This window comes from Paenibacillus sp. FSL R5-0517, from assembly GCF_037974355.1.
Taxonomy (GTDB): domain Bacteria; phylum Bacillota; class Bacilli; order Paenibacillales; family Paenibacillaceae; genus Paenibacillus.
Map to the genome: position 1 here is coordinate 1 of NZ_CP150235.1, position 21,962 is coordinate 21,962.

Below are 21,962 nucleotides of genomic sequence, written 5' to 3' on the forward strand. Positions count from 1 at the left end.
GTGGACAGCCATACTTCTGATTTATGGCAGCAAATTTTATCAATCATACAAAACAAACTCAGCAAACCCAGTTTTGATACCTGGTTCAAAGCAACCAAGGCTACCAAACTGAATGACCGCTCCATCGTCATTTCCGCACCAACTACGTTTGCCGTCGAATGGCTGGAGAGCCGTTACACCAAATTGGTCGGATCGACGGTATACGAGCTGCTTGGCAAGCAAGTCGATGTGAAATTTGTCATTGAAGAGAACAAGCCTGCTGAACCGGACCCGCAACTGCCGGCACCAACGCCAACCGTTGTACAGGAAGAAGCGGTACTCAGCATGCTGAATCCGAAATATACGTTCGATACATTTGTCATCGGGCCAGGCAACCGTTTTGCCCATGCCGCATCGCTGGCGGTCGCTGAAGCGCCCGCCAAAGCTTACAACCCTCTTTTTCTGTATGGAGGAGTAGGTCTCGGTAAAACACACTTGATGCATGCGATCGGACATTACATTCTAGAGCATGATCCAGGCAGCAAAGTTGTTTATTTGTCGTCTGAGAAATTCACGAACGAATTCATTAACTCGATCCGTGACAACCGCGGGGAGAGCTTCCGTAACAAATACCGGAGCGTCGACATTTTGCTCATTGATGATATTCAGTTCTTGGCGGGAAAAGAATCAACACAAGAGGAATTTTTCCATACGTTTAATGCGCTGCATGAGGAACGGAAGCAGATCATCATCTCCAGCGACAGACCACCAAAGGAAATTCCGACACTGGAAGAACGACTTCGTTCTCGATTTGAATGGGGGTTAATTACGGATATCCAGCCTCCTGATTTGGAGACAAGGATTGCAATCTTGCGTAAAAAGGCACGTGCGGAAAACTTGGATATTCCGAATGAAGCGATGATGTACATCGCCAACCAGATTGACACCAATATCCGTGAACTGGAAGGCGCCCTGATTCGGGTCGTTGCTTATTCTTCACTGACTAATCAAGATGTAACCACTCATCTGGCAGCTGAAGCACTGAAGGATATTATTCCTTCCAGTCGCCCCAAAATGATCACTATTCATGACATCCAACAAAAGGTCGGCGAGTACTATAGCCTTAAGCTTGAAGATTTCAAAGCACGGAAACGGACCAAGGCAGTTGCTTTCCCAAGACAGATTGCCATGTATCTCTCTCGTGAACTGACAGATTTTTCTCTGCCCAAAATCGGGGAAGCATTCGGAGGACGAGATCATACCACTGTCATACATGCTCACGAAAAAATCTCCCAAGCGATTAAAAACGATCAGGATCTCTATAAAGTTATCAACAACTTAACCGAAAAAATCAAGAATCCAACCTGAACAAGTCCCAAGCCTATGCACAACGTATACACATGTGGATAGGCTTGGGTGTACGGGTTTATACCCACTTATCCACATATTCAGTGCCCCTATTACTATTATTACTAAAAAGATCTTAAAGATATCATCTCCAAAATAGCCATTTCGGAGCTTAGCCTTCGGCCTTTGAAAAACACCTTTTAACACCCCAACACCCAAAAAATCAGCTAGGAGTGAAACCATGAAAATCAGCATAATGAAAAACTACTTAAACGATTCCATACAGCAAGTATCCAAAGCGATCTCAAGCCGTACAACGATTCCGATTCTGAGCGGTATCAAATTCGACGTGAATCATCAAGGTGTAACGTTGACAGCAAGCGACACCGATATATCCATTCAATCCTTCATCCCGCTTGAAGATGGAGATAAAAGCGTAGTTCAGGTAGATCAACCGGGCAGTGTAGTTCTACCAGCCAAGTTTTTCGTGGAGATCATTAAGAAGCTGCCATCCCAAGAAGTCCACATGGAAGTCAAAGAGAACTTCAACACCTTTATCTCCGCAGGTGCTACCGAGATTCAACTGGTAGGTCTTGATCCGGAAGAATTCCCGGTACTGCCAAGCATCGAGGAAAACCAAACGGTCTCCATTCCAGGAGATTTGCTGAAAAATATGATCAAACAAACCGTCTTCTCCATTTCCACACATGAAACAACTCCAATCCTGACAGGTGTACTCTGGAGTTTGGGTGACAACGAGTTGAAATTTGTGGCAACAGACCGCCACCGTCTTGCTACTCGTTCAGCAATGCTGGATAATGCAGAAGGTATCCGCTTCAACAACGTGGTCATTTCCGGTAAAACGCTGAACGAGCTCAGCAAAATTGTTCCGGATCAAAATACGCTTGTGGATATCGTTGTTGCAGACAATCAGGTTCTGTTCAAAATCGACCGTGTATTGTTCTACTCCCGTATTCTGGACGGAACATATCCCGATACTTCTAGAATTATTCCAACGTCATACAAAACAGAACTTGTTTTAGATACAAAAAAATTAAGTGAATCCATTGACCGGGCTTATTTGCTGTCGCGTGAAGAGAAAACAAACATTGTGCGTATGCAAACGATGGATTCAGGATCTGTTGAAATTTCTTCAAGCTCTTCCGAGCTAGGTAAAGTAAGAGAAGAAATCGAACCTGCCGAATTTACAGGAGATCCGTTAAAAATCTCGTTCAACTCCAAATACATGCTGGATGTGCTGAAAGTCGTTGAAAGTGAGCAGCTGATGATCGCTTTTACAGGAGTCATGAGTCCTATCATCTTGAAACCGCTGGATGACAGTCACAGCCTTTACGTGATATTGCCATATCGGACGACCAACTAACGAAAGGAAGATCAGAGTGAACCAAGTTACGATTCGAACGGAATATATTAAGCTTGATCAATTTTTGAAACTGGCTGATTGCATCCCAACTGGGGGTATGGCCAAAGCTTTGCTTCAGGAAGGACTTGTACGTGTGAATAAAGAGCCTGAGGAACGCCGGGGACGTAAGTTATACCCTGGGGATATCGTTGAAGTGGACGGAGAAGGCACATTCGAAGTTGCCGCAGAATAAGAAGACCAGTTCGATCCTGCTGCCTCCTGACGGACGGGATAAAAGGGAGGTTACCGCGTGTTTGTGAACAGCATTGATCTGCAGAATTTCCGCAATTATGAACATCTGAGACTGGACTCTTTTGGTCCCGTAAACTTGTTGATCGGGCAGAATGCCCAGGGCAAGACCAATCTTGCAGAGGCAATTTTTGTACTTGCACTCACCAAGAGCCACCGTACATCCCGTGACAAGGAGCTGATTCGTTTCGGTGAGGAACGTGCCAGACTTGCAGCAGAGGTCGACAAAAAGTACGGATCGGTCAAACTTGAGTTATCTTTGTCGCAACAAGGCAAAAAAGCAAAGATTAACGGCCTGGAGCAGCGCAAGCTAAGTGATTTTGTCGGAGCACTCAATGTCGTGATGTTTGCTCCGGAGGATCTGGAGATTGTAAAAGGCACACCGGGGGTCCGCCGCCGGTTTCTTGACATGGAGATCGGACAGGTCGCACCAGGTTACCTGTATCACCTGCAGCAATACCAAAAAGTGCTCGTCCAACGAAACAATTTGCTTAAGCAGCTTTGGGGACAAGGGGCATCAGCCCAGACCATGCTTGAGGTATGGAACGAACAACTGGTTGAGCATGGTGTTAAGATCGTCAAAAAAAGGAAACAATTCATAAAGAAACTGCAAAAGTGGGCAGAAACGATTCATCAGGGGATCACCGGAGGCGGGGAAGTCTTGCGCCTAGCCTACCTTCCGTCCTTCAGCGAAGCCGCTGAGGAAGATGAAGCTGTCTTAATGGACCAATTTATGATAAAATTATCACAAATGAAAGAGCAGGAGATTCGCCGAGGCACAACCCTTAGTGGGCCGCATCGGGATGACCTGTCCTTTTTCATTAACGATCGGGAAGTACAAACATATGGCTCGCAGGGGCAGCAGCGCACAACGGCGTTGTCCCTTAAACTTGCGGAAATCGAACTGATTCACGAAGAAATCGGAGAATATCCGGTCCTGCTGCTGGATGATGTTCTGTCAGAGCTGGACCCTTTTCGCCAGACGCAGCTGATCGAAACGTTCCAGAGCAAGGTGCAAACCTTTATTACAGCTACGGGGATCGAGAGCCTCAACGTTGACAAGCTCAAAGATGCCAGTATTTATCACGTTCATGCCGGACAGGTTGAACGCTAAGGAGTGAGGGCTTATGTACATTCATCTGGGCGGTGAGAAGATCATCCGTTCTTCCGAATTGGTCGCTATTTTTGATATATCAATTGAAAAATCCTCAAAGATCTCCAAGCAATATGTCACGCATGCCGAGCAGGAAAAAACCGTGGAACACATCGGTGAGGAGGAAGCCAAGTCCATTGTGGTGACCAAAAACATTGTGTACTACTCGCCAATTTCCTCAGCCACGCTGAAAAAGAGGGCTCACATTTTTCCTGATCTCTAGTAGTTCATTGGCATAAAGGTGTGTATTTTGCTGCTTGTCTTTATGTGGACAACTGGCGCTGAAATGAAGGACGTTGCCTATTTCAGCAAACATTATTAGTTAACGCATATTTACGATATTGAATCTATAGAAGTAGGTGAAAGCATGTCTATGAATCAACCGTCATATGGTGCAGATGAAATTCAGGTTCTTGAAGGACTGGAAGCCGTACGGAAACGTCCGGGGATGTATATCGGTTCCACCAGTTCCAAAGGTCTGCATCATCTGGTCTGGGAAGTAGTGGACAACAGTATCGATGAAGCGCTCGCAGGTTACTGTGACCATATCGAGGTTACTATCCATGAAGACAACAGTGTCACTGTTGTCGATAACGGACGTGGGATTCCTGTCGGTGAACATGCCAAAATGAAACGTCCTGCGCTTGAGGTCGTTATGACCGTCCTCCATGCAGGAGGTAAATTTGGTGGCGGCGGGTACAAAGTATCCGGTGGTTTGCACGGTGTAGGTGTATCCGTAGTTAATGCACTATCCGAAAAAGTTGTTGTCACAGTTAAGGTTGACGGGCATGTCTATCAACAGGAATACCGTCGTGGAGCTCCACAATATGACCTGAAAGTAATTGGAACAACGGAAGAAACGGGAACAACGGTTAGGTTCCACCCAGACCCTGAAATTTTCACGGAAACGAGAGTTTATGATTATGACATCTTGCTTGCCCGTATTCGTGAGCTGGCATTCCTGAACAAGGGAATTGGTCTTACACTGACGGATGAGCGTACAGGTGCAACCAACTCGTTTCTGTACGAAGGCGGCATTATCGAATACGTCTCCTTCCTCAACCAGAAGCGAGAAGTACTGCATGAAACTCCAATCTACGTTGAAGGTTCCAGAGATAATATCCAGGTGGAAGTTGCCCTGCAATACAATGACAACTACACCGAGAATATCTATTCCTTCGCCAACAATATCAACACGCATGAGGGCGGAACCCATGAATCAGGTTTCAAGAGTGCCCTTACACGGATTATCAATGACTACGCCCGTAAAGCGGGGGTAATCAAAGACAGTACGGGTAACCTTTCTGGGGACGATGTGCGTGAAGGCTTGACCGCTATTATTTCGGTCAAGATTCCGGAACCGCAATTTGAAGGACAGACAAAGACCAAGCTGGGTAACAGCGAAGTTCGTGGGATTGTCGAATCCTTGTTTGCCGAGAAACTGCAGGAATTCCTAGAAGAGAATCCTTCCGTATCCCGCCGCATTTTGGAAAAAGGACTGCAAGCAGCCCGTGCGCGTGAAGCAGCCCGTAAAGCCCGGGAACTGACACGTCGTAAAGGTGCACTCGAAGTAAGCTCACTTCCGGGTAAATTGGCAGACTGTTCATCCAAGGATGCTTCAATCAGCGAATTGTACATCGTCGAAGGTGACTCTGCCGGCGGATCAGCGAAGCAAGGACGTGATCGTCATTTCCAAGCGATTTTGCCGCTGCGTGGTAAGATTCTGAACGTGGAAAAAGCTCGTCTCGACCGGATCTTGGGTAATGCGGAGATCAGGGCTATTATTACGGCGATGGGTACAGGTATTGGTGATGACTTCGATATTGCCAAAGCCCGATATCACAAAATCATTTTGATGACGGATGCCGATGTCGATGGTGCTCATATCCGAACACTGTTGCTGACATTCCTGTATCGGTACATGCGTAAAATCATTGAGGCAGGTTACGTATATATTGCACAACCGCCATTGTTCAAGATTGAGCGTAACAAAGTGATTCGTTATGCCGGTTCCGAGCAAGAGCGCGATGAAATTATTGCCACGTTCGGAGAAAATGCGAAATTTAACGTTCAGCGTTACAAAGGTCTTGGCGAGATGAATGCCGGACAATTGTGGGAAACGACGATGGATCCGGAGAGCCGGACTATGATGCAAGTATCGATCAATGATGCCATACTTGCTGATGCGATGTTTGATACCCTGATGGGGGATAACGTTGAACCGCGTCGTGACTTTATCCAGGAAAATGCGAAATACGTGAAAAACCTCGACATTTAACGATATTCGAAGAGGCGCCTGTGAGGGCGCCTTTTTATATTATTTGAATCACGGAATAGGAGGCAGAGGACTTCCGTAACCCGTGGTTAGCGACGTACACGTTTTTTGGCAGACGAGGCCTGTGCTTTGGGGGATGGGCGAGAAGCCTTACTCTTTTTGGCGGGCAAACGGCCGTACGCAATTGCATAGCGTTTGATCTTCCGGTATGCCCCCTTGTCCGGGAGTAAACCAAAAGCATAAATGCCCGGCAATGTGTTGACTTCAAGAATCCAGGGACGTCCTTCTTCGTCTAGTGCAATATCAATACCAATCTCTTTGAGCCTTGGAAATGATGTCTGCAATTGCACAGCGGTATGGATACCTAGACGGTATAGCTCATTGCGGAGTTTTTTGAATCTATCCTGTTGAAGATGGGGCAGTACGAGTTCTTCAAACGTGGCCAATTGTCCACCACCATGAATGTTCGTGATAATTTTGCCCGGTGCAGCAACACGTCCCAGAATACCTGTTGTTTCCCAGTTATGTTGCAGATTTTTTTGAGTCAACACACGCAAGTCAAAAGGCAAATCTCCATGCTTCATCAGCGAGATTCCCTGTTGAATGATATAATCCCGTTCCTGAATGCGATCATTCAGTGCTCGTTCGAGTTCATCCAGGGAATGAAAGGATCTCTCCTCTGTACCGTATTGGAGATGATATGTTGTTATGAGCTGGGTAGCTCTGGAGGTAACAGCACTTGCTTCGAGTTCATCCGTAGGTGGGTTCCGATCATTGGTTTCTTCAGGAACATCTGCTTCTGTGGCGTAATCGTCGGAATTAACAACTGGTTCGTATAAACGGGTTGTTTTCACCCGCATGACCCCATTACCGTAAGTACCACGGTCCGGTTTGATATAGTTGGACTCGAATAATTCAGTCATTCGTTCCAAAGTTTGACGGCTATATTTTCGGGTCACTGGAATATATTCATTCACCATGCGACTGCGTTGTAACACAGCTGTTTTGGCCCATTTGCTGGAGACGCGTTGGATACCCAAGATCCATCAGTCCTTTCATGTTTTGTTCATTTCCAAAGAGGGAAAGACACGGAGAAATCAAAGGACAAGAGACGATTTCAGTGGTATAATAGAGAAATATGGCGTTTTGTGCGATGAGCTGCACAATTTGCAGTTTGATCGTAGGACGGGAATGGCTTTAGCCTCGATGGGCACAGTACATATGCCGTATTTCTAGCATTGTATGTGCAATTGAGGAGGAAGGCAGGGCGTATCCCCAGAGACGCAAAAGTTCCCGGAAGAAAGGCTATTGCCCAGCGGACGTTTAATTGTGTAACTTTTGTGAAAGTAATATAATAAAGAGTAGCGTTCTTGCGCGGTTTTAGCCTTGTTAGGCTTTTCACATATAATCAATTTTCTTGCATGACGGAATGGAACGTTTGTTGAAGGACAAGAAGGAGGTCCAGCATGGCGGAAGAAATGAACTCTCAGATTACAGATCGGGATATAGGCGTGGAGATGCGTGAATCGTTTATGGATTATGCGATGAGCATCATTGTTAGCCGTGCCTTACCTGACGTACGTGATGGATTGAAGCCGGTTCACCGGCGTATTCTGTACGCAATGTCAGAGCTCGGCATGACCCCCGATAAACCACATAAAAAATCAGCCAGAATCGTCGGCGAAGTTATCGGTAAGTATCACCCACACGGTGACTCTGCTGTATACGAGACGATGGTACGGATGGCACAGGATTTCTCCCTGCGCTATATGCATGTAGATGGACATGGTAACTTTGGATCGGTCGATGGCGACATGGCAGCAGCGATGCGTTATACGGAAGCTCGCTTGTCTAAGATTGCTATGGAAATGCTTAGAGATATCAACAAGGATACGATTGATTTCCAGGCGAACTATGACGGTGAAGAACATGAACCAATCGTTTTGCCTGCTCGTTTTCCTAACTTGCTTGTCAATGGGGTTGGCGGGATCGCGGTAGGTATGGCCACCAATATTCCTCCTCATAATCTGGGTGAGGTCATTGATGGTGTACAGGCCATGATTCAAAATCCAGACATTACATCCATGGAACTCATGGATTACATTCAAGGACCAGACTTCCCTACATCCGGTTACATTTTGGGCCGCTCAGGCATTCGCCAGGCGTATCAGACCGGACGTGGCTCAGTAACGATGCGGGCCAAAACCAACATCGAAGAGAATAACAACAAAGCGCGAATTATCGTTACAGAGCTGCCTTATCAGGTGAACAAGGCGAGACTCGTTGAGAAAATCGCCGAGTTGGTACGTGATAAAAAGATTGATGGCATTACCGACCTTCGTGATGAGTCTGACCGTAATGGTATGCGGATTGTAATTGAGCTTCGTAGAGACGTGAATCCGGGTGTTGTTCTGAACAACCTATACAAACACACATCGATGCAATCCACTTTCGGAATTAACATGCTTGCGATTGTGAATAAAGAACCTAAAATCCTGAACCTGCGTGAAGTGTTGTATCACTACCTGCAGCATCAGATTGAGGTTATTCGCAGACGTACGCAGTTTGAACTGAAGAAGGCTGAAGCTCGTGCACATATTCTAGAAGGCTTGCGCATTGCGCTGGATCATATCGACGAGATTATTACATTGATTCGTTCTTCCAGTAATGCAGATGCAGCCAGAGAAGGTTTAATTGAGCGTTTTTCACTCAGTCATGATCAGGCTCAAGCGATTCTCGATATGCGTTTGCAACGCCTCACAGGTCTGGAACGCGAACGTATTGAGAATGAATACAACGAACTGATGGTCAAAATTAGAGAGTATCGCGAAATTCTGGCCAATGAACATTTGGTGCTTGAAATTATCAGCACAGAGCTGCAAGAGATTCGCGACCGCTTTAGTGATGATCGTCGTACAGAGATCACTGTAGGTGAAGAGAGTATTCTGGATGAGGACCTGATTCCACGCGAAGAGGTTATCATTACGATTACCCATACAGGCTACGTGAAACGTCTGCCGGTATCCACATACCGCAGCCAGAAACGTGGTGGACGTGGGGTTGTGGGTATGGATACGAAAGATACTGACTTTGTTGAGCATCTGTTCGTAACCAACTCTCACAACTACCTCATGTTCTTCACCGACAAAGGTAAGGTGTATCGTCTCAAAGCGTACGAGATTCCAGAGCTTGGACGTACCGCACGGGGAACACCGATTATCAACCTGATCCAGATTGAGCAGGGTGAATCGGTTAATGCCGTGATTCCGGTTCAAGAATTTGAAAGTGACAGATTCTTGTTCTTTGCTACCCGTCAAGGGGTCGTGAAGAAAACGCCACTTGAGGATTACACCAATATCCGCAAAGGCGGCTTGATCGGTATTTCCTTGCGTGATGATGACATTCTAATTGATGTTAAGCTGACCGATGGACAGCAAGAGATCATTATGGGTACAGCTCACGGAATGTCTATTCGATTCTCCGAAAGTAATGTACGTTCCATGGGACGTAGTGCAACCGGGGTTAAAGGGATCACATTGGATGAACAGGATGCCGTTATCGGCATGGATGTAGTCGATAAAGATCTCGATGTTCTGATCGTTACAGCCAAAGGTTACGGTAAACGTACACCTGTGAGTGACTATCGAATGCAGACTCGTGGCGGTAAAGGGATTAAGACGATTAATGTCACAGAGAAGAACGGCGCAGTAGTCAGCCTCAAGATGGTTAAAACCGAAGAGGATCTGATGATTATTACGTCTAGCGGTACGTTGATCCGGATGAGCATGGAAGGCATATCCACGATGGGTCGATACACGCAGGGTGTGAAGCTGATTCATATTCGTGACGAAGATTCAGTAGCTACAGTCAGCCGGATTGACAAAAATGAAGAAGAACCAGACGATGAGTCACTTGAAGGCATGGAAGGTGGGGAAACCCAAGCTCCCGCAGTAAGCCTGGAAGAAGGAACCCTTTCTGACGCGGATGCAGATGCTGAAGTTGAGGACGACGATTCCGGTTCGGAAGCATAAACCTAGAATGTTATATAAACCGATCTCTTGGAGATTGGAAAAAGATTGCGAGGGCTCCCAGTGGGAGCCCTTTTGTTGTATAAAGGGATCTCTTCTTCTATTCTTTCGAATCTAGGATGTACAGCCTCATTTCTGAGTAATATAATGGGAAATATCATGAAAAACCGGGACTATGGTCTTGTTTGTTTTTAACATAGAAGAACGATGAGTGAGGGGAATATACATGGGACTTATCACCCTGTCAGAAGTCAAACCAGGACTCAAACTTGGGAGTGATGTGCAAACGCTTCGTGGCAACGTTTTGCTTCAGAAGGGCAAAGTCATTTTACCCAAGGATATGGAAGTGCTCAAAGCCTTTATGATTCACCAGGTGGATATTGAGCACGAGAGAATGGGATCAAGTAATACAGGAACCAAGGGTGCATCTGCGTCTGCAGGAAGTACAGCAAACGAGAAGAATGGTGAACGGACAGCGAAGACAGGGAATGTCAGCACAGCCCCTGTAACAACGTCTCTACAGGATGAGTATGAAAAGATGGTAGGACTGACCAAAAATGCGTTCTTGTCCTCTCTGGCGGCTGAATTGCCTGTATATGAGCTGCGTACACAGTTAGAGGCTGTGTTTGCACATCTCAAACAATATAATGTGCTTACCTTCAGTCCACGAGTAATGCAAGAACATGATTATGTGTATCACCATGCTGTACTGAGTGCAATCACATCCTACCAACTGGCCCAGTGGATAGATCTTCCCTCCAAGGATTGGATGCAAGTCGCGTTTGCAGGCTTGTTCCATGATATTGGTAATAACAAAGTAGATCCGCAAATTCTCCATAAGCCTTCTACGTTAACCGTTACAGAGCAGAATGAGATCCGGCAGCACACCAAATATGGTTACCAGATTCTTAAACAGGCAAAGGCTATTAATGAGGGCGCCAGACTTGCTGCTTTGCAGCATCATGAAAAAGTTGACGGATCAGGTTATCCGTTGCAGCTTAGTGGGACGCAGATTCATATTTACGCTAAAATCGTAGCTATCGCTGATATTTTCCACGCCATGACACTGGAGAAGATTTACCGTAAGGCACAATCACCGTATCTAGTTCTAGAACAGATCCAGAGTGAGGCATTTGGAAAATTGGATCCTGCAATTGTACGTGTATTTGTTCAACGATCAACCCAGATCCATAATGGCATCCGAGTAAAACTCAGCAATAACCAGATTGGAGAGATCGTATTCTCTGATCGAGATCATCCTACACGGCCTATGGTGTCAGTAGAAGGAACGATCATTAACCTAATGCAGCAAAGGCAGCTTCACATCCAAGAGGTTATCGGTTAACTATAGATATTAGGGCATTTTGAGGAGAGGGTCTTTCTTTTATAGAGAGGCCTTTTCGTTCTGAGATATATATGAATTGTAGATATACAAGAAAAGATTATTAAGAGAATGTATAATTCGATCAAAAAAAGACTTGCAATCAAAATCTGTACATGGTATATTCTAATTCCGGCCAAGAAAACACGGCTTACACAGTGCGGCAAGCAAATCAAATAAGCTTCGAAAGAAACTTAAAAAAAGAGCTTGCAAAGTTGGTTCGGATGTGATAAGATATAAAAGTTGCTGAAGAGAACAACGTTCGGTCACGAAACAAGTTTGATCTTTGAAAACTGAACAACGAGTGAGTAAACATTCTGCTTGCAGAATGAACGCGAAAGTTTGAAACAAGCCTTGGCTTGAATCGACTGGAGCACAATTGAGATTTTTAATCTCGTCAGATTCAAAATGAGCTTATCGCTCTTTTCAATACTTTATTGGAGAGTTTGATCCTGGCTCAGGACGAACGCTGGCGGCATGCCTAATACATGCAAGTCGAGCGGAGTTGATAAGAAGCTTGCTTCTTTGAGACTTAGCGGCGGACGGGTGAGTAACACGTAGGCAACCTGCCCTCAAGTTTGGGACAACTACCGGAAACGGTAGCTAATACCGAATAATTGTTTTCTTCGCCTGAAGGAAACTGGAAAGACGGAGCAATCTGTCACTTGGGGATGGGCCTGCGGCGCATTAGCTAGTTGGTGGGGTAACGGCTCACCAAGGCGACGATGCGTAGCCGACCTGAGAGGGTGATCGGCCACACTGGGACTGAGACACGGCCCAGACTCCTACGGGAGGCAGCAGTAGGGAATCTTCCGCAATGGGCGAAAGCCTGACGGAGCAATGCCGCGTGAGTGATGAAGGTTTTCGGATCGTAAAGCTCTGTTGCCAGGGAAGAACGCTTGGGAGAGTAACTGCTCTCAAGGTGACGGTACCTGAGAAGAAAGCCCCGGCTAACTACGTGCCAGCAGCCGCGGTAATACGTAGGGGGCAAGCGTTGTCCGGAATTATTGGGCGTAAAGCGCGCGCAGGCGGTCATTTAAGTCTGGTGTTTAATCCCGGGGCTCAACCCCGGATCGCACTGGAAACTGGGTGACTTGAGTGCAGAAGAGGAGAGTGGAATTCCACGTGTAGCGGTGAAATGCGTAGATATGTGGAGGAACACCAGTGGCGAAGGCGACTCTCTGGGCTGTAACTGACGCTGAGGCGCGAAAGCGTGGGGAGCAAACAGGATTAGATACCCTGGTAGTCCACGCCGTAAACGATGAGTGCTAGGTGTTAGGGGTTTCGATACCCTTGGTGCCGAAGTTAACACATTAAGCACTCCGCCTGGGGAGTACGGTCGCAAGACTGAAACTCAAAGGAATTGACGGGGACCCGCACAAGCAGTGGAGTATGTGGTTTAATTCGAAGCAACGCGAAGAACCTTACCAGGTCTTGACATCCCTCTGATCGATGCAGAGATGTATCTTTCCTTCGGGACAGAGGAGACAGGTGGTGCATGGTTGTCGTCAGCTCGTGTCGTGAGATGTTGGGTTAAGTCCCGCAACGAGCGCAACCCTTGATCTTAGTTGCCAGCATTTCGGATGGGCACTCTAAGGTGACTGCCGGTGACAAACCGGAGGAAGGTGGGGATGACGTCAAATCATCATGCCCCTTATGACCTGGGCTACACACGTACTACAATGGCCGGTACAACGGGCTGTGAAGCCGCGAGGTGGAACGAATCCTAAAAAGCCGGTCTCAGTTCGGATTGCAGGCTGCAACTCGCCTGCATGAAGTCGGAATTGCTAGTAATCGCGGATCAGCATGCCGCGGTGAATACGTTCCCGGGTCTTGTACACACCGCCCGTCACACCACGAGAGTTTATAACACCCGAAGTCGGTGGGGTAACCGCAAGGAGCCAGCCGCCGAAGGTGGGATAGATGATTGGGGTGAAGTCGTAACAAGGTAGCCGTATCGGAAGGTGCGGCTGGATCACCTCCTTTCTATGGAGAATCGTTTCCCGCGTGGAAACATTCAAATATGCAGCTCAGCTGCAAACTACTCACTCGTTGCTCAGTTTTGAGAGCTCAAACTCTCAAACAGCTTGCTTTTGCATGGAGCTTGTTCTTTGAAAACTAGATATCGAAACGAAACAAACGCGAATTAGAACATTCCTTTTTAGCTGAACTTGTGTATAACAAGTTTCAATAAAAACGGTAGTTAATTGCTGTTGCGATGGTATCGAGTGGGAGCGACTTTTGGTTTTGGACGCAGTCCAAAACAAGGGAAGCGAGCGATCGAAACCGGAGCAATTTGGTTAAGCTACTAAGAGCACACGGAGGATGCCTAGGCGCTAGGAGCCGATGAAGGACGTGGCGAACAACGAAACTGCCTCGGGGAGCTGTAAGCAAGCTTTGATCCGGGGGTGTCCGAATGGGGAAACCCAGCTGGGGTAATTTCCAGTTACTCATAACTGAATACATAGGTTATGTAGAGGCATACCAGGGGAACTGAAACATCTAAGTACCCTGAGGAAGAGAAAACAATAGTGATTCCGTCAGTAGCGGCGAGCGAACGCGGAGAAGCCCAAACCAGAGAGCTTGCTCTTTGGGGTTGTGGGACGTCTCACATGGAGTTACAAAGGAGTCAGTTAAACGAAGAGGTCTGGAAAGGCCCGCCAAAGAAGGTAAAAGCCCTGTAATTGAAAGTTGATTCTCTCCGAGACGGATCCCGAGTAGTGCGGGGCACGTGAAACCCCGTATGAATCCGGCAGGACCATCTGCCAAGGCTAAATACTTCCTAGCGACCGATAGTGAAGCAGTACCGTGAGGGAAAGGTGAAAAGCACCCCGGAAGGGGAGTGAAATAGAACCTGAAACCGTGTGCTTACAAAAAGTCAGAGCCCGTTTTAGGGGTGATGGCGTGCCTTTTGTAGAATGAACCGGCGAGTTACGTTCCCGTGCAAGGTTAAGGTGAAGAGCCGGAGCCGCAGCGAAAGCGAGTCTGAATAGGGCGATGTAGTACGTGGACGTAGACCCGAAACCGGGTGATCTACCCCTGTCCAGGGTGAAGGTGCGGTAACACGCACTGGAGGCCCGAACCCACGCACGTTGAAAAGTGCGGGGATGAGGTGGGGGTAGCGGAGAAATTCCAATCGAACTCGGAGATAGCTGGTTCTCCCCGAAATAGCTTTAGGGCTAGCCTCGGAAAACAGAGTCGTGGAGGTAGAGCACTGATTGGGTGCGGGGCCCGCAAGGGTTACCAAGCTCAGTCAAACTCCGAATGCCATAGACTTACTTCCGGGAGTCAGACAGTGAGTGCTAAGATCCATTGTCAAAAGGGAAACAGCCCAGACCATCAGCTAAGGTCCCCAAGTGTGTGTTAAGTGGGAAAGGATGTGGAGTTGCACAGACAACCAGGATGTTGGCTTAGAAGCAGCCACCATTGAAAGAGTGCGTAATAGCTCACTGGTCGAGTGACTCTGCGCCGAAAATGTAACGGGGCTAAACACACCACCGAAGCTATGGCTTGATGCTTTGCATCAGGGGTAGGGGAGCGTTGTATAAGGGTTGAAGGTGTACCGTAAGGAGCGCTGGACATTATACAAGTGAGAATGCCGGTATGAGTAACGAAAAGATCAGTGAGAATCTGATCCGCCGAAAGCCTAAGGGTTCCTGAGGAAGGCTCGTCCGCTCAGGGTAAGTCGGGACCTAAGGCGAGGCCGAAAGGCGTAGTCGAAGGACAACAGGTCGAAATTCCTGTACCACCGTAAGCCGTTATGAGCAATGGGGGGACGCAGTAGGGTAGTGACGCGGACTGATGGATGTCCGTCTAAGCAGTGAGGCTGATGTGTAGGCAAATCCGCACATCGTAAGGCTGAGCTGTGATGGGGAGCGAAAATTGTAGTAGCGAAGGTCATGATCTCACACTGCCAAGAAAAGCCTCTAGCCAGGTGAAGGTGCCCGTACCGCAAACCGACACAGGTAGGCGAGAAGAGTATTCTAAGGCGCGCGGAAGAACTCTCGTTAAGGAACTCGGCAAAATGACCCCGTAACTTCGGGAGAAGGGGTGCCCCGGTAGTGTGAATAGCACGAGGGGGCCGCAGTGAAAAGGCCCAAGCGACTGTTTAGCAAAAACACAGGTCTGTGCGAAGCCGTAAGGCGAAGTATACGGGCTGACGCCTGCCCGGTGCTGGAAGGTTAAGGGGAGTGGTTAGGAGCAATCCGAAGCTGTGAACCGAAGCCCCAGTAAACGGCGGCCGTAACTATAACGGTCCTAAGGTAGCGAAATTCCTTGTCAGGTAAATTCTGACCCGCACGAATGGCGTAACGACTTGGGCGCTGTCTCAACGAGAGATCCGGTGAAATTTTAATACCTGTGAAGATGCAGGTTACCCGCGACAAGACGGAAAGACCCCATGGAGCTTTACTGCAGCTTGATATTGAATTTGGGTACGATCTGTACAGGATAGGTGGGAGCCTTTGAAGCGTGAGCGCCAGCTTGCGTGGAGGCAACGTTGGGATACCACCCTGATCGTATCTAGGTTCTAACCTGGTACCGTAATCCGGTGCGGGGACAGTGTCAGGTGGGCAGTTTGACTGGGGCGGTCGCCTCCTAAAGAGTAACGGAGGCGCCCAAAGGTTCCCTCAGAATGGTTGGAAATCATTCGAAGAGTGCAAAGGCATAAGGGAGCTTGACTGCGAGACCTACAAGTCGAGCAGGGACGAAAGTCGGGCTTAGTGATCCGGTGGTACCGCATGGAAGGGCCATCGCTCAACGGATAAAAGCTACCCTGGGGATAACAGGCTTATCTCCCCCAAGAGTCCACATCGACGGGGAGGTTTGGCACCTCGATGTCGGCTCATCGCATCCTGGGGCTGAAGTAGGTCCCAAGGGTTGGGCTGTTCGCCCATTAAAGCGGTACGCGAGCTGGGTTCAGAACGTCGTGAGACAGTTCGGTCCCTATCTGTCGTGGGCGTAGGAAATTTGAGAGGAGCTGTCCTTAGTACGAGAGGACCGGGATGGACGTACCGCTGGTGTACCAGTTGTTCCGCCAGGAGCACCGCTGGGTAGCTATGTACGGACGGGATAAACGCTGAAAGCATCTAAGCGTGAAGCCCCCCTCAAGATGAGATTTCCCAGTATGTAAGACCCCTTGAAGACGACGAGGTAGATAGGCTGGGGGTGGAAGTGCAGCAATGCATGGAGCTGACCAGTACTAATCGGTCGAGGGCTTATCCAATAGCAAGTGATAGTTCGCATGTTTCGTTTCGAATCTAGTTTTCAGAGAACAACCACTCTGAAATGTAAGCTACGCGTTTGGTGGCGATGGCGGAGGGGTTCCACACGTACCCATCCCGAACACGACCGTTAAGCCCTCTAGCGCCGATGGTACTTGGACCGCAGGGTCCTGGGAGAGTAGGACGCCGCCAAGCGAAGAACCACTGCCGATGTTATTCGGTGGTGGTTTTTATTTGTTTATAAGGATTAGAGATGATGAGCGGAAGCTCTAACATGATCGTCAAATGAAGGTAACATTTTTGTTACGGATAACAGCGGCAAAACCAGTATAATAGGACTATGTTAAATATGCTAAAAGTACCTGACCACAGAGCTGGAATGTGCAGCTGTGAAAAGGAGGGTGTGTGTGTTAAGTTGGCGGAGACTTGGACTACAATCAATTCTGTTGCTTTGTTTGACCGTTGTTCTGGCAGGATGCGGTGAAGCTTCAGGATCTGTATGGACTTCATATGAAGGTGCGGTGAACGAGAAGAGTTTCCCGGTGCCTAAAGTAGCGAATAAATCTGACCAGTCCGAGAACAATTCGGATATGGACTATGTTCGATATACGCTGTCTGGTATTAGTGAGAGCACTAGCTTGCCTGAGGTATATCTAGACGAGATTAAAAGCTGGGGTTGGACAGAGAGGCAAGCCAAGGGTACATCCAATGAATCCAGTACCTTGCGAGTATTTGCAAAGGAAGGACATACTGTGCATTTAGCAGTACATGATGGATCCTTTACACTAATGGTTCCTAGAAATGATGCTACTCAAACGACAGTTAAATCATTGGCTGAAGACGATTGAGCTGCTACGTGTAAGATTGGATATGAAAATTAACGCTGTGATGTTCCTTATATAGTAAAGCTCCCGTGTACATGATAGGGGGCTTTTTGTTATTTTACGAAGTAGGCTGCAATCGTGATCGGAGTACCTAGTGTGTAATGCAAGAGAAGCCATAAAGGTAAAGAGGATTAGGAGTAGATATTGTGGTACAGAAAGGCGAGTATATGCGCTTGAACTATTATAGGGGTGTGCTGAGCTTTTAAAGGTAGAGGACGAGAGATGTAGTTATATAAAGGTATGGGGTAGATTGAATGGTTAATGGAAGGCTAGGCTAGAAGGGAGATAGAGGATCGCTCATAGGAGTAAAGTATACGAGATATTTGGAGTTAAAGGATATGGAACAGCAGATGAAAAAGTGGAGAAGAATGGAGTCTGTCATGGGGATAACTAATTTAGCCATACCCAGACTGTGGATAAGGGACAGGAAGGGAACAAAACATAAAGGTTATCCACTGTGGATAACCTTTGTTTGATCATGTGAGGCTGAGCCAGCTGGACGATACGAGCTCTTTTTTAACAAATATCCGAGGGGCTCAGGCCATTATGTATTACAGGTGAATGAGATACTGCACTATTGGATGAACGAAGGGTATTATTGCAGATAATATGAGACATCTTGTTCATTTAATTTGATGAGTCCATCTTTGCGCTCGCGGGAGAGTACCATGACAACATATAAGCGAGGACCCAGCAACCACAAATGCCAGAAGATCAGCGAGAGGGTGAAGGACAATGGGGACCATATCAAACATACTGTAATGATACATAGTCCAATCCAGCTCATGTTAAGGTGTACCCGGACAAACATACGGAAGCTGAAATGCTGATCAGGGATATAACCTAACCAAGGCATACGCAGATTCCAGCGCCACCGTTTAGCGTAAGAGGTACGTACCAAAAGTAATATTGTTCTGGCAATGACATAATGAATCCAAATGGTGATTGGGCCTGCCAGTACAAAAAAGAAGAGGCCAGTCCAAGAGAATGCAAGTAGATTGAATAAAAGCATGATGACCGGCAAACAAAGATAACTATAGATGACACTGCGGGCGATAGCCTTTTTTTTCAGAAGCCGGTATTGATAAAATGTTGCTTTATTCTCCGGTTCGGCGATCATACGTTTATATATCCTCCTTCAAATTCACGTTTGTGTGGGATAGGTATTTGTTTTCTTATACGTGTAAAAGGGAATGCATTATGTATGTATATATGAACCTTGTCTATCACGCCATGACGATTGTACAAGATATTGAGATTCGACTGAGCTTATCTCAGTATACTCTCGAATGCATGGACTGTCAGGCTTTGATATCGTTATCATGTATTATATATCGGCTGAGATTCCAAGTTTTTTTAAGAAATTTGAATATAAGTTTTGAGCCATACTAAGGGATACGTGATTTTGAGGGAAATGCGATGGATGCAGGATAACAGTGTAGACATAAGTAGATGAATGCTCCTGATCAGAAGATGAATGTATTTTTCGGTACAGACACCCCGGAGGGGGTGGGCGAATATATATATTTTATAGAAAGAAAGCACTATGAAAATGTATAAAATAATAGAAACTGTGCAATACTGATAGTAAACGTAAAACAAGGTGGGATGGTTCATGGAAGAACATGCCGAACACACATGTATTATCTGCGAGCAAAGAAAAAGAGAAGGCATTTTTATTGTATCTGAATTCATATGTGACACTTGTGAAGCAGAAATGGTTCATACCGATGCGCAGGATGCCAAGTACAATTATTTTATTCATCAAATGAAGCAAATTTGGGTACAAAAAAACGCATAATGCATATTGCTAATAGAAGTAGAAGCGAAACATCACGCTGTAAAGATGCTGATGTGTATAGAGGCCCATTGGGCCTTTTTCTGTTTTTAGGAGAGAGAGTCTTGTCTGCCATTTAAGGAAGGCGTATGCTGATATAATGATATCGAAAATTTGCAGCAGCGCGTGTGGAGATGGGGAAGAATGGCGTTCCTTGGATTAAGAAGCATGTGGGAGCGCACCGGGCGCACATTATATATGTACAGGATGGTTATTTCATGGAACATAAAAATAAATCAAGTAGAGCCCCTTTATATGAAGCGTTGCTTGCGTATCGTGATTCGAAGCAGCGTTCTTTTCATGTGCCTGGGCATAAGAATGGACAAGCTTACCGACATTTGCTGAAACCAGCAGAAGAAGGACAATCCCCCGTTAAGGATATTGTTAATGAGGAACACCAGCACAACGGAGATATTCAGAGCGAAGCGGGAAGAAATGTAAATAGAAGGATAGAGCAACTTAGTTTAGTGGAGAACGATGGGGATACCATAGGGAATGGGGAACGACTCAGCGATGAAGCGACTCATTCGGAGACAGGATTAGGACCGGATCGTTCATTCCTGGAGATGATGGAGATGGATGTTACAGAGATTACGGGCACCGACGATTTGCATCATGCGGAAGGTGTGATCCAGGAAGCACAGGAGCTTGCGGCAGATTGTTTTGGTGCAGAGGAGAGTTTCTTCCTTGTGGGGGGAAGTACGGCTGGTAATCTGTCCTTACTTCTTACTGTGTGTGATGAGCCGAACAGTATTGTGCTGGTGCAGCGGAATGTACATAAATCCGTTATTCACGGGTTAATGCTAGCCGGCGCAAGAGCTGTATTTCTGGAGCCGTGGGTCGATCCAGCGTCTGGACTTGCGGTCATGCCGTCGGTTGAGACGGTTCAGGCTGCTGTCCAGTCCTATCCTGAGGCAAAGGGCGTACTTGTCACTTTGCCCAATTACTACGGCATGGGCGCTGATCTGACGCCCATTGCCGAGGTATGCCACGTTGCTGGCATGCCATTGCTCGTAGATGAAGCGCATGGCGCGCATTATGGGCAGCATCCGGAGCTGCCTGTTTCTGCACTGTCATGCGGAGCAGACGGTGTCGTGCAGTCGACGCATAAGATGCTGTCGGCCTTCACCATGGGTGCGATGCTGCACATCCAGGGACCACGATTAAACCGGTCCCTGTTAAGGCAGCGCCTGTCCATGGTGCAAAGCTCAAGCCCATCATACCCGGTGATGGCTTCGCTTGATCTGGCGCGCCGGCTCCTGCATGTGCAGGGCGTGGACACGTTCACGGCGGGGCTCGCCGCTGTGAACGCCTTTAAGCGCGGCCTCGCAGAGCTGCCGCGCTTTCAGTTGCTGCAGCCTGCACAGCCGCTGCAGCCAGAACCGCCAGCCGGAACAGCGAAGCCGGCTGGTATGTCCGTGTCCGCTGCGCAGCAGACACGGGAGGGCCTGCCCGCGGCGGCGATGCCATCTGCCGCGGGGTATACCGCTCAGGACCCATTCAAGGCCGTCATCTATGACGGCGCAGGGGTGCTGAGCGGTTATGGGCTACAGCAGCAGCTGGAAGCATGCGGCTGTGTGCCCGAGATGAGCGACGAACGGTACGTCGTCTTGCTCTTCAGCCTGGGCTCAACGGTGCAAGACGCTCAGCACCTGTTGAAGGCTTTACACCATATCAGCTCTGCCAATGGGCATGAGCAGGTCCAATCTAATGCAGAGACATCACATCAACTCGCTAAAGATTCTGCGCATTATATTTCCACGTGGAACAATTTACAAGAAAACACTTGCTACTCGGAACCGATCTCCTTCACACTGCAACCAATTGTGGAGACGGATACGATCAATGTTCCGATAGAAGAAAGTGCAGGCTGTCGATCAGCCGAGATGGTTACTCCATACCCTCCAGGGATTCCGCTTGTCTATCCGGGTGAACGCCTAAGTCCAACGATAGTGGAGCGTATACAACTCCTGCGTGATGAAGGAGCGAAGTTTCACGGGGTATCAGATGCATCACTACAGGTATTAAAGGTCATGAAGGATTGATAAATACACATATGAAGTCTGAATTACATTTACCAACGGTAGTCTGTATGACCAATACGGTTAGTGATACCGGACCCTACACATGTGAGGGTCTCTTGGTCATTAATCTAGTTGCTATCTTCCAACTCAGGCATGCAAT

Annotated in this window: 13 protein-coding genes and 3 rRNA genes; 14 read left to right on the forward strand and 2 right to left on the reverse strand. The window is 47.4% G+C overall.

Translation table 11 applies throughout. The features are described from left to right. The 6 genes from dnaA (at position 1) to gyrB (ending at position 6,429) form a co-directional block, all read left to right on the forward strand. Entirely contained in the window at positions 1-1,347 is a 1,347-nt protein-coding gene (gene dnaA, locus MKX40_RS00005; protein WP_339238906.1) for a chromosomal replication initiator protein DnaA, read from the forward strand. A 220-nt stretch (positions 1,348-1,567) separates the two neighbouring features. Beyond that, positions 1,568-2,710, forward strand: a complete 1,143-nt coding sequence (dnaN, locus tag MKX40_RS00010; protein ID WP_017691408.1) for a DNA polymerase III subunit beta — start codon at positions 1,568-1,570, stop codon at positions 2,708-2,710. Positions 2,711-2,726: 16 nt separating this feature from the next. After that, the gene (gene yaaA, locus MKX40_RS00015) at positions 2,727-2,942 is read left to right on the forward strand and encodes a S4 domain-containing protein YaaA (RefSeq protein ID WP_036611994.1); all 216 of its coding nucleotides are present in this window, start codon (positions 2,727-2,729) and stop codon (positions 2,940-2,942) included. Positions 2,943-2,999: 57 nt separating this feature from the next. After that, positions 3,000-4,112 (forward strand): DNA replication/repair protein RecF, encoded by a 1,113-nt coding sequence (gene recF / locus MKX40_RS00020; RefSeq protein ID WP_076216624.1) that lies wholly within the window; start codon positions 3,000-3,002, stop codon positions 4,110-4,112. A gap of 13 nt (positions 4,113-4,125) precedes the next feature. Further along, positions 4,126-4,374 carry an extracellular matrix/biofilm biosynthesis regulator RemA family protein gene (locus tag MKX40_RS00025; RefSeq protein WP_017691405.1) on the forward strand — a complete coding sequence of 83 codons (249 nt, stop codon included), beginning with the start codon at positions 4,126-4,128 and terminating at the stop codon, positions 4,372-4,374. A gap of 144 nt (positions 4,375-4,518) precedes the next feature. Next, positions 4,519-6,429: a DNA topoisomerase (ATP-hydrolyzing) subunit B gene (gene gyrB, locus MKX40_RS00030; RefSeq protein ID WP_339238908.1), complete on the forward strand. Its 1,911-nt coding sequence runs from the start codon at positions 4,519-4,521 to the stop codon at positions 6,427-6,429. Between the two features lie 86 nt (positions 6,430-6,515). Here the strand turns inward: gyrB and MKX40_RS00035 are convergent, their stop codons facing one another. After that, the gene (locus MKX40_RS00035) at positions 6,516-7,466 is read right to left on the reverse strand and encodes a YheC/YheD family protein (protein ID WP_339238910.1); all 951 of its coding nucleotides are present in this window, start codon (positions 7,464-7,466) and stop codon (positions 6,516-6,518) included. A gap of 426 nt (positions 7,467-7,892) precedes the next feature. On the opposite strand from MKX40_RS00035, the gene gyrA reads away from it, so the two are divergent. The 6 genes from gyrA to MKX40_RS00065 all read left to right on the forward strand — a co-directional run bounded on the left by gyrA (position 7,893) and on the right by MKX40_RS00065 (position 17,905). Next, positions 7,893-10,457: a DNA gyrase subunit A gene (gene gyrA / locus MKX40_RS00040; protein WP_339238911.1), complete on the forward strand. Its 2,565-nt coding sequence runs from the start codon at positions 7,893-7,895 to the stop codon at positions 10,455-10,457. A 223-nt stretch (positions 10,458-10,680) separates the two neighbouring features. Continuing rightward, positions 10,681-11,799, forward strand: a complete 1,119-nt coding sequence (locus tag MKX40_RS00045; RefSeq protein WP_339238913.1) for an HD-GYP domain-containing protein — start codon at positions 10,681-10,683, stop codon at positions 11,797-11,799. Positions 11,800-12,269: 470 nt separating this feature from the next. Beyond that, a 16S ribosomal RNA gene (locus tag MKX40_RS00050) occupies positions 12,270-13,821 on the forward strand. A 312-nt stretch (positions 13,822-14,133) separates the two neighbouring features. After that, positions 14,134-17,059, forward strand: a 23S ribosomal RNA gene (locus tag MKX40_RS00055). 76 nt (positions 17,060-17,135) lie between these two features. Next, a 5S ribosomal RNA gene (gene rrf, locus MKX40_RS00060) occupies positions 17,136-17,252 on the forward strand. Together the 16S, 23S and 5S rRNA genes form the textbook arrangement of a ribosomal RNA operon. Before the next feature lie 212 nt (positions 17,253-17,464). Then, positions 17,465-17,905 carry a hypothetical protein gene (locus MKX40_RS00065; protein WP_253428854.1) on the forward strand — a complete coding sequence of 147 codons (441 nt, stop codon included), beginning with the start codon at positions 17,465-17,467 and terminating at the stop codon, positions 17,903-17,905. 631 nt (positions 17,906-18,536) lie between these two features. Here MKX40_RS00065 and MKX40_RS00070 read toward each other — a convergent pair. Continuing rightward, positions 18,537-19,061: a hypothetical protein gene (locus tag MKX40_RS00070; RefSeq protein WP_076216777.1), complete on the reverse strand. Its 525-nt coding sequence runs from the start codon at positions 19,059-19,061 to the stop codon at positions 18,537-18,539. A 495-nt stretch (positions 19,062-19,556) separates the two neighbouring features. Here MKX40_RS00070 and MKX40_RS00075 point away from each other — a divergent pair, with 495 nt between their 5' ends. Together MKX40_RS00075 and MKX40_RS00080 are read left to right on the forward strand one after the other, a co-directional pair. Next, positions 19,557-19,742: a sigma factor G inhibitor Gin gene (locus MKX40_RS00075; protein WP_017691396.1), complete on the forward strand. Its 186-nt coding sequence runs from the start codon at positions 19,557-19,559 to the stop codon at positions 19,740-19,742. 254 nt (positions 19,743-19,996) lie between these two features. Further along, on the forward strand, positions 19,997-21,823 hold the full coding sequence (locus MKX40_RS00080) for an aminotransferase class I/II-fold pyridoxal phosphate-dependent enzyme (RefSeq protein WP_339238915.1): 1,827 nt from the start codon (positions 19,997-19,999) through the stop codon (positions 21,821-21,823). Positions 21,824-21,962 lie beyond the last annotated feature (139 nt).